The 9,160-nt window shown below is 36.8% G+C and carries 8 protein-coding genes and 1 rRNA gene; 5 read left to right on the forward strand and 4 right to left on the reverse strand.

Annotation, left to right across the window (positions count from 1 at the left end; all coding sequences use genetic code 11):
- Position 1: 1 nt before the first annotated feature.
- The 3 genes from glgB to IEV15_RS12465 all read right to left on the reverse strand — a co-directional run bounded on the left by glgB (position 2) and on the right by IEV15_RS12465 (position 5,528).
- Positions 2 to 1,909 (reverse strand): 1,4-alpha-glucan branching protein GlgB, encoded by a 1,908-nt coding sequence (gene glgB, locus IEV15_RS12455; RefSeq protein WP_188362857.1) that lies wholly within the window; start codon positions 1,907 to 1,909, stop codon positions 2 to 4.
- A 62-nt stretch (positions 1,910 to 1,971) separates the two neighbouring features.
- Positions 1,972 to 3,594 carry a maltokinase N-terminal cap-like domain-containing protein gene (locus IEV15_RS12460; RefSeq protein WP_188362858.1) on the reverse strand — a complete coding sequence of 541 codons (1,623 nt, stop codon included), beginning with the start codon at positions 3,592 to 3,594 and terminating at the stop codon, positions 1,972 to 1,974.
- On the reverse strand, positions 3,594 to 5,528 hold the full coding sequence (locus tag IEV15_RS12465) for an alpha-1,4-glucan--maltose-1-phosphate maltosyltransferase (protein ID WP_188362859.1): 1,935 nt from the start codon (positions 5,526 to 5,528) through the stop codon (positions 3,594 to 3,596). The genes IEV15_RS12460 and IEV15_RS12465 overlap by 1 nt, the downstream gene beginning before the upstream one ends.
- Positions 5,529 to 5,602: 74 nt before the next feature.
- On the opposite strand from IEV15_RS12465, the gene IEV15_RS12470 reads away from it, so the two are divergent.
- The 5 genes from IEV15_RS12470 (at position 5,603) to IEV15_RS12490 (ending at position 8,753) form a co-directional block, all read left to right on the forward strand.
- Positions 5,603 to 6,466, forward strand: coding sequence for an alpha/beta fold hydrolase (locus IEV15_RS12470; RefSeq protein WP_188362860.1), 864 nt, complete (start codon positions 5,603 to 5,605; stop codon positions 6,464 to 6,466).
- A gap of 184 nt (positions 6,467 to 6,650) precedes the next feature.
- Entirely contained in the window at positions 6,651 to 7,124 is a 474-nt protein-coding gene (msrB, locus tag IEV15_RS12475) for a peptide-methionine (R)-S-oxide reductase MsrB (protein WP_188362861.1), read from the forward strand.
- Positions 7,124 to 7,513, forward strand: a complete 390-nt coding sequence (gene msrB / locus IEV15_RS12480) for a peptide-methionine (R)-S-oxide reductase MsrB (protein ID WP_188362862.1) — start codon at positions 7,124 to 7,126, stop codon at positions 7,511 to 7,513. Before msrB (IEV15_RS12475) ends, msrB (IEV15_RS12480) begins: the two co-directional genes overlap by 1 nt.
- 3 nt (positions 7,514 to 7,516) lie before the next feature.
- Entirely contained in the window at positions 7,517 to 8,161 is a 645-nt protein-coding gene (locus IEV15_RS12485; protein ID WP_188362863.1) for an endonuclease III domain-containing protein, read from the forward strand.
- 37 nt (positions 8,162 to 8,198) lie between these two features.
- Entirely contained in the window at positions 8,199 to 8,753 is a 555-nt protein-coding gene (locus IEV15_RS12490; protein WP_188362864.1) for a 2'-5' RNA ligase family protein, read from the forward strand.
- Between the two features lie 329 nt (positions 8,754 to 9,082).
- Here the strand turns inward: IEV15_RS12490 and rrf are convergent.
- Positions 9,083 to 9,160: ribosomal RNA gene (gene rrf, locus IEV15_RS12495) — 5S ribosomal RNA — on the reverse strand; the annotation flags it as partial.

Genomic DNA, 9,160 nt, shown 5'->3' on the forward strand with positions numbered 1-9,160 from the left:
ATTACGATATTTTAAAAACAGCAACACCCAAAGGCGGCAATGTCAATTCTGCCGAAAAATCTCTTCCATTCCAAGGTTCTTTTTCAATTTTAATGGCTTTTTTGTTGTTGATGCCACTTCCGCCATATTCCACTTTATCAGAATTAAAAATTTCAGTCAATTTTCCTTTGGAAGGCAATCCGATTCTATAATTCTCCCGAACAACCGGTGTGAAATTACAAACCACCACTAAATTTTCTTTTTCATTTTTTCCTTTACGGATGTAACTCAGCACCGCATTTTGATGATCGGCATAATTAATCCATTCAAAACCTTCGGGGCTAAATTGATTTTCGAATAAAGCCGGATTGGTTTTATAGAGTTCATTCAAGTCTGAAATACATTTTCGTGTACCTTCGTGATAACCGTATTCTAACAGATGCCAGTCTAAACTTCCGTCAAATTTCCATTCGGCACGTTGACCGAATTCAGATCCCATAAACAGTAAATTTGTTCCAGGATGCGTGAACATATAACCGTAAAGCAAACGTAAATTGGCAAATTGCTGCCATTCATCGCCTGTCATTCTTCCTAAAATGGATTTTTTACCATAAACTACTTCGTCGTGCGAAAGCGGCAACATAAAGTTTTCGGAAAACGCATACGTCATCGAAAAAGTCAAATCGTTTTGATGGTATTTTCGGTAAATCGATTCGCGTTTGAAATATTGCAATGTGTCGTGCATCCATCCCATCATCCATTTCATTCCAAATCCTAATCCGCCAACAGATGTTGGTCTGGAAACCATTGGAAACGATGTGCTTTCTTCGGCAATCGTCTGCACTCCTTCATAATTAGCATAAACGGCTTCATTAAAATCTTTTAAGAAACTAATCGTGTCTAAATTTTCCCTTCCGCCAAAAATATTCGGCTCCCACTCCCCTTCTTTTCTGGAATAATCCAAATATAACATCGAAGCAACGGCATCAACACGAAGTCCATCCGCATGGTAATGGTCGAGCCAAAACAACGCATTGGAAATCAAAAACGAACGCACTTCATTTCGACCATAATTGAAAACTAAACTTTTCCAATCGGGATGATAGCCTTTTCTTCGATCGGGATGTTCATACAAATTCGAACCATCAAAAAATCCTAAACCGTGAGCATCGTCTGGAAAATGAGACGGTACCCAGTCTAAAATCACGCCAATTCCGGCTTGATGTAATTTATCTACCAAAAACATAAAATCCTGCGGTTTTCCAAATCGGGAAGTTGGTGCAAAATAGCCAATCAACTGATAACCCCACGATGGATCATACGGATATTCCATAATCGGCATAAATTCCACGTGCGTGAAACCGGTTTCTTTAACATATTTCACCAAATCTTCCGCCAATTCTAAATACGTCAGCGAACGATCTTGCTCCAAATTGCGTTTCCACGACCCCAAATGCACTTCATACACCGAATACGGTTTGTCTAAACCATTTTTATCCTTTCGGGAATCCATCCATTTTTTGTCTTTCCATTTGTATTCCAAATCCCAAATAACTGACGCAGTTTCCGGTGGTTTTTGGCAATACAACGCAAACGGATCGGCTTTTTCAGTGATAATTCCGTTGTTGTTGGACTGAATTTTATATTTGTATTTCGTTCCTTTATCAATGTTTGGAATAAATCCTTCCCAAATTCCGGAAGCATCCCAACGCACATTCAGCTGATGTTCGCCTTGAATCCAGTAATTAAAATCGCCCACGACAGAAACCGAACGTGCCGACGGTGCCCAAACGGCAAAATAAACGCCTTTTACGCCGTTGACCTCTGTGAGATGAGCTCCTAATTTTTCATATAATCTAAAATGTTTTCCGGCTTTGAATAAGGCGATGTCAAAATCGGTGAAAAGGGAATGTGGTTGTACTTGGTTCATATTTTTTAACCCTAAAGGTCCTCTTTTTTCTATATTCTATTTTCTATTTTCTAAATCCTAATCTAATAATTCATAATACTCTGAATCCCCCTCAACGGAATCACCGCCCAACGTGGTCTCGAATTCAATTCGTAACCCAACTCGTAAACCGCTTTTTCCAACAAACAATATTTCAATAAAAAGTCGATTTCGTGATTATAACCAATGTTTAAATTGCCGGATTGAGCTTTTTCGATGTAGGTTTCCAAAAAGACACCCACAAAATATTTATATAGAATTTCTCCTGCTTTAAACAACTCTTCTTGTTCAAACGGATATTTTTCTTTGTTGTTAAAAATCGTCGCATAAATGGCATAATGAAACGAACGGAACATTCCTGCGACATCTTTCAACGGTGGTTGTTTTACTTTTCTGTCGCGAATAGTGCTTTCTGGTTCGCCTTCAAAATCCAAAATATAAAAATCATCGCCATTCACTAACACTTGTCCCAAGTGATAATCGCCGTGAATGCGAATGCGTTCCGATTTCATCTTCGTCCAATCAAAATCGACAAAATGTTTTCGGACTAACTTTTTATTTTCCATAAACTGGTGAGCCAATTCTAAGGCCAAGCCGTCTAATTTATGCAAACTATTTTCGATAATATTCAATCGATTTTGAAACTGATACAACATCCTGTTTTTCAACCAAACGGTATAATCGCCGTTGTAAGTGGTTGGTGTAAAAGCCGTTTCGTGAATATCACTACCCAAAGCAATATGCATTTCTGCTGTACGCAAAGCCAACGTTTGAATGCGTAAAAACAAACTCAACCCCGCCCAATCAATAATTTCTGGCGGAATTTCATTAATTCGCAACCGTTTAAACATCGCAATATCGGGTAATTTATCAATTTTGATTTTTTTGCGTTTCAAATTATCAAAAACACCGTCAATTTGTTCGAGCATAAATTTCCACGCATCGCCTTGATTTGAAACCAATTCTTGCATCAAACCGAGCGTAATATTTCCTTCGGCCAAAGCCAAATTAATACTTCCGGTATAACGAGGTGTATTTTCAAAATGCATGCGTTCTGTCAAAAAACGACTGATTTCATAATCGGGATTTGTGCTGACATAAATACGTCTAAAAATCTTCAAAACAAACGAATCGTTGTAAATAATTGACGTATTACTTTGCTCTAATCCCATAAAACGAGACGATTGATAATCTTCTTTTTCGATGGATGAACCTTTATGAAAAACCAATTTCAATGCGGGCGTTTCTTTTGATTTTACAATATTATCAAACAGCAACTTACGAAAATCTTCTTGATGTAAAGCATCAACTAAATAACCGGTTTGCTTTCCCATCACCACCGGAGCAATAACGGTACTTGTATCCAATTCTTCCTTGGCCATAAAAGCCAACGGCATAAAATAATGTTGGTAAAATGCTTCCTTGAAATTCACTTCCAACAACACCCCATAATAGGTGTTTTTCTTGGATGTTATCTTAAACTGATCAACCACCTCGATGTACTTTAACGTACTCGCTTTTCCGCCATACCATCGTTTATTAATGATATAATTTTCTAAAATATCCGAAGAAAAAACCTTGACAAAATCATCATCATCAAAACAAGTTTCCCACGTAGTTTTAAATTCAAATGTACTGGTAAAAGTATCTTGGTTGGTTGTATTCATTATCGTTCAATTTTAAATAAATGAAAAGGTAAAGCAGGATGTAATTCAACAAAATTCCACTCTCTATCCCAATAATAAGTGTTTCCGGTAATTAAATCGGTTACTTTAACCGGTTGATTTCCAATTTCTTCCAAAGGTAAACGAACCAAAGCCTGCAATGGATTTTGTGCATTCAAACTACAAACCATCAATGTATGATCGGTTTTAGCATCATTAAATTTATAATAAGCAATCAATTGTTCATTATCCGTTTTACAAAAAACAATATTATTAGTTTGTTGCAAGGATTCTTGCTGTTTTCTGATATGATTGATGCGAGTAATCAACGTAGTCAATTTGTTTTTCGCTTCCCAATCCCAATGATATACTTCGTATTTCTCCGAATTCAAATATTCCTCTTTTCCTTTTGCCATTGGTTGATGAACCAAAAATTCATAAGCCGGACCATAAATTCCAACACTTGAACTCAATGTAGCCGCTAAAAAATATTTCTGTAAATAAACCGATTCATTTCCGGTTTGCAACGCAAAAGGCAGAATATCAGGCGTATTCGGCCAGAAATTCGGACGGAAAAATTCCTTTTGTTCAGTTTGAGTTAATTCGGTTACATATTCAATCAACTCGGCTTTGGTATTTCGCCACGTAAAATAGGTATACGATTGCGAAAAACCTTGTTTCGCCAATTCATTCATAATTTTCGGACGCGTAAAAGCTTCCGACAAAAACAACACATCCGGATGTTTCTTCTTAATCTCGCCAATCAACCATCCCCAGAAATAAAAGGGTTTCGTGTGCGGATTATCAACACGATAGACTTTAATTCCACATTCTTCAATCCAAAACAAAGCGACATCTAACAATTCCTTCCACAAGTTTTTCCAATCGCCACTTTCAAAATAAATCGGTTGAATATCTTGGTACTTTTTTGGTGGATTTTCGGCATATTGCACGGTTCCGTCCGGTCGCCATTTGAACCATTGCGGAAAATCCTTCACATAAGGATGATCGGGAGCGGCTTGCAATGCGTAATCCATCGCAATTTCAATTCCCATCGATTGGGCTTTTTTAATCAACGCTTTAAAATCGTCAATTGTTCCCAATTCAGGATGCGTCGATTTATGTCCGCCAAACTTCGAACCAATTCCCCAGGGCGAACCTACATCGCCTTTTTCAGCCGTAGTGGCATTGTTTTTTCCTTTGCGATTTACTTCTCCAATCGGATGAATCGGCGGAAAATACAACGTATCAAAACCCATTTCCACCACTCGCGGCAACAATCGTTCGCAATCTTTAAACGTTCCGTGTTTACCGGGAATTTCTGATGCCGAACGTGGAAAAAATTCATACCATGTGCTAAACAACGCTTTTTTACGATCTACATAAACCTTCAACTCCGCAGATGAATTCGCTAATGTTCTAGTCGGATATTTTTTAAAAATTTGATGTAATTCATCCGACAACGCAATCGCAATCGCTGAATCATATAATTTTGCATCTTGAAATGCTTTGATGGCTGCATTCAAATATACTTTTTCTTCTTTTGTAACTTCTTTCAAAATGGCTTGGCAGTACTCTGCTCCTTCTAACAATTCCGATTTAACGTGTTGATTATCATTGATTTTTCGTTCGGTTCCGTGTTGCCAATTCAATGCATAATCAACCCAACCTTCAATTAAATAAGAATAAAAACCTTGTTTTTCAACTACGAATTCGGCTTCCCATTCATCATTTTCAGTAGGAGACATTCGCACTTCGCTCCACTTTTTATCCTTTTCGTGTTTAAATTTCACACAGCACTCCACTACATCGTGACCGTCGGCAAAAACGTGAGCTGATACGTTAACTGTTTGGTTGATAATTCGCTTTATAAAAAAAGAACCTCCATCCAACTGAGGCTTCACACTTTCAATAATGATTCGCGTTTGATTTTGCATTTTAAGTAATTTTTATGAACTCTAAATTTATAAAAAATAAAATTAAATCTTATCTTTCGTTAAAATTTATTGAAATGTCAAAAAAACCCAAATCTGACAATCAATCCTTGCAGATTCCGAAGCCAATTCTCTTAACCGCTAAATTTTTGCAAGCAATTTCACCAAAATTAGCGACACAATTTGCTGCAAAACTTTTTACAACACCCATAAAACACAAGATTCCGAAACGGGAATTTCAAATGGATAAACAAAGTATTCAACAAGATATTTTGATTCCTTCAATAAATAAAACCATCAAAACCTACCAATACGGAAATAGTTCAAAAAAGATTTTGCTCGTTCACGGTTGGTCAGGTCGAGGAACACAATTAGTCAAAATTGCCGACGAACTCATCGAAAATGGCTTTTCCATCATCAGTTTCGATGCTCCGGCACACGGCAAAAGCAAAGGAAATTCGTCGATTATGACCGAATTTATCGCCAGTATTCTCGTCCTCGAAAAACAATACGGTTCGTTTGAATTTGCCGTTGGTCACTCGTTGGGCGGAATGGCCATCGTCAACGCCATCAAACAAAACCTGAATGTCAAAAAAGCCGTAATTATAGGTAGTGGCGACTTAATTCAGGATATTATCTCCGATTTTATTCGGAATATAGGTCTAAAACCTCAAATTGGCGACAGAATGCGAGAACATTTTGAAAAGAAATTCGGCGAGCCAATGAACAATTATTCTACATCGGTCGTGTCCAAAAATATTGAAACGCCGGTTTTCATCATCCACGACAACGACGATCACGATGTAAATGTAAAATGTGCCCACAACATTCACAGCCATTTAAAAAACAGCAAATTAATGATAACCAATAATTTAGGACATCGAAAAATATTAGGAAATGAAAAAGTAATCAATGAAATCAGTAATTTTATCAGAAGCTAATCCAGCTACCTGCCTGCTGGTAGGCTGGTCCGCTGCAACACCTCGGCCTTCAAGCCATTTTTCTAACGCTTTTTCATGGCTTCTTTGGTCGCCCCAAAAAGCGAAGAAAAATTGGCTTTCAGTCCTGCGGGGTTTTCGCTACTATCTGGGCTAGGATAAGTGCTAAAAATTAAAATTTAATGCTATGAAAAAATTAATCTTACTACTGACATTCTTCACATTAACCGCGTGTCAGGGACAAAAAAAGGAGCAAAAAAATCCAAAACCTAAAGTTGTCAAAACCGAAGCCGAATGGAAAGCCGAACTCACACCCGAACAATACGAAGTATTACGTAAAAAAGGTACGGAAAGAGCTTTCACCGGAGCCTACTGGGATCATTTCGAAAAAGGACAATACGTTTGTGCCGCTTGCGAAAATCCGTTATTCAAATCCCAAACCAAATTCGAATCTGATTGTGGTTGGCCTTCGTTTGACCAAGCTATCAAAGGTTCTGTGATTTATGAAAATGATTATAGTTTCGGAATGTCACGTGTAGAAGTCATGTGTGCCAACTGTGGTAGTCACCTTGGTCACGTTTTTGATGACGGTCCGAAAGAAACCACCGGGAAACGTTTTTGCACCAATTCAATTTCTGTCAAATTTATACCTGAAAAGTAATGGCTTACAAAATTCAAAAAACCGAAGAAGAATGGAAAGCCCAATTAGGCTTAGAAAAATACAAAATCCTCCGTCAAAAAGGAACTGAATTCCCACACACCGGACAATACAATCTTCATTTCGAAAAAGGAAAGTATGGTTGTGCTGCTTGTGGCGAAATTTTATTTGAAAGTGATGCTAAATTTGATGCTCATTGCGGTTGGCCATCTTTCGATCAATCCATCCCTGGAAAAGTTGAATACATCAAAGATGTATCACACGGAATGATTCGTACCGAAATTCTTTGTGCCAGCTGCGGAAGTCATTTAGGCCACGTTTTTGATGATGGTCCAACTGAAACCGGAATTCGTTATTGTGTGAATTCGTTATCGATTGATTTCAAAGAGTAAAAAATGAATTTATTTGAAGAAACACCTAATTGGAAAAAAAAATTAACTCCTTTAATTAATCAATACAAAGGAAAAAAACATCCATTGGATTACCAAAATGCTTATCAATTGCTAGTTATGGTTGTGCTTTCTGCTCAAGATTCAGATGCCAACATCAACAAAATTGCACCAGAGTTATTTAAAAACTTTCCTACGATGGAAGTTTTAGCCGCTTCAAATGCGGAATATTTATTTCCATTTATTAGTAAAGTGAGGAACTATGGAACAAAAGCAAATTGGCTCATTGAAATTGCTAAAACAGTCAAAGAAGACAAAAATATCCCAACAAATCTTCAAAATCTAATTGCTCTGAAAGGCATTGGAAGGAAATCAGCTAATGTAATTTTACGTGAAACAAATCAAAAATCGGAAGGAATAATTGCGGATTTACATGTCATACGAGTAGCTCCAAGAATTGGTCTAACCGACGATAGTAAAGACGGTATCAAAATTGAAAAACAACTTATGAAAATCCTTCCACCGGAAATCTGGAATGAAATCGGAATGTCAATTTCATTTTTAGGAAGAGAAATTTGTCGCCCAACTAATCCAAAATGCAACCAATGTATTATCCAAAAAGATTGTCAGTATCCATTTAAAATAATTTAATTATTTTTATATACTTAAACTTTACTCTTTCTAGTTTATGAATAAAGAAAAACCGAAATATTTATTAGCCGTAATGCCTAGTCTGGAAATTTCAAGCTGTGTTAATGAATGGAAACAATCTCTAATAAAAGAAATTGGTAGATTTGGAAGTGATAAATCTCTTGCTCATATCACTGTGATGGGTTTTAACGCAGATTCAAATCAATTATCTCTTTGGATTAATGGAATTTCAACCTTTTGTAATAATCAACCTAATCATGATATTGGTTTCAATGGTTTTGCTTCCTTTGGTTCTTATGCATATTATGTTAAACCTGATAATAGTTCAGAAAAATATCTTAATAATTTAATCAGAAACATCCATCATCATTTTGGTTTTAAAATAAAAAGTCCTAAATCACACATGACCATAGCTCGTGAGTTGGATGAAGTAAGAATAGAAAGAGCTTCTAAATTATTTAAAAATCACGATGCAGATTTTAAATTTTTATGTGATGGTTTTACACTCAGAAAATTCAATGAAACTAACAAACAATATTCTGATTTAATAGCTGAGTTTAAATTTAGTGAACAACAATTAAAACTTTTCTAAAAGTTCATTTTGGCGTTCCCTTCCGGTAAGCTTTTGACTGCAAGTCATTGTTCGTCGTACCTCCTTTCAGTGGACTTTCCGACACTATCCAGAGCGTAAAACATTTCAATAACATATATATATTCCGCAAAAGTCACACCGAATAGTCAAAGTCTCCCTCAATCTTGTCATTCTGTAACAACCCCTTTCTGTTCTTCCGTGCCTTCTGTGAGAGAATATTTTCGTCTCTGTTTCCCTCGAACCCGTAACCCTAAGCGTCGTACCTTGCTTTCTTTGTGTCAAAAATCCAAAACAAAAAACCCCTCATCTATAGATGAAGGGTTTTAAAAAGAAGGCGGTGACATACTCTCCCACAAATTGCAGTACCATCTGCGCAGGCGGGCTTAACTTCTCTGTTCGGAATGGGA

It is taken from the genome of Flavobacterium orientale (genome assembly GCF_014638005.1).
Lineage (GTDB): Bacteria > Bacteroidota > Bacteroidia > Flavobacteriales > Flavobacteriaceae > Flavobacterium > Flavobacterium orientale.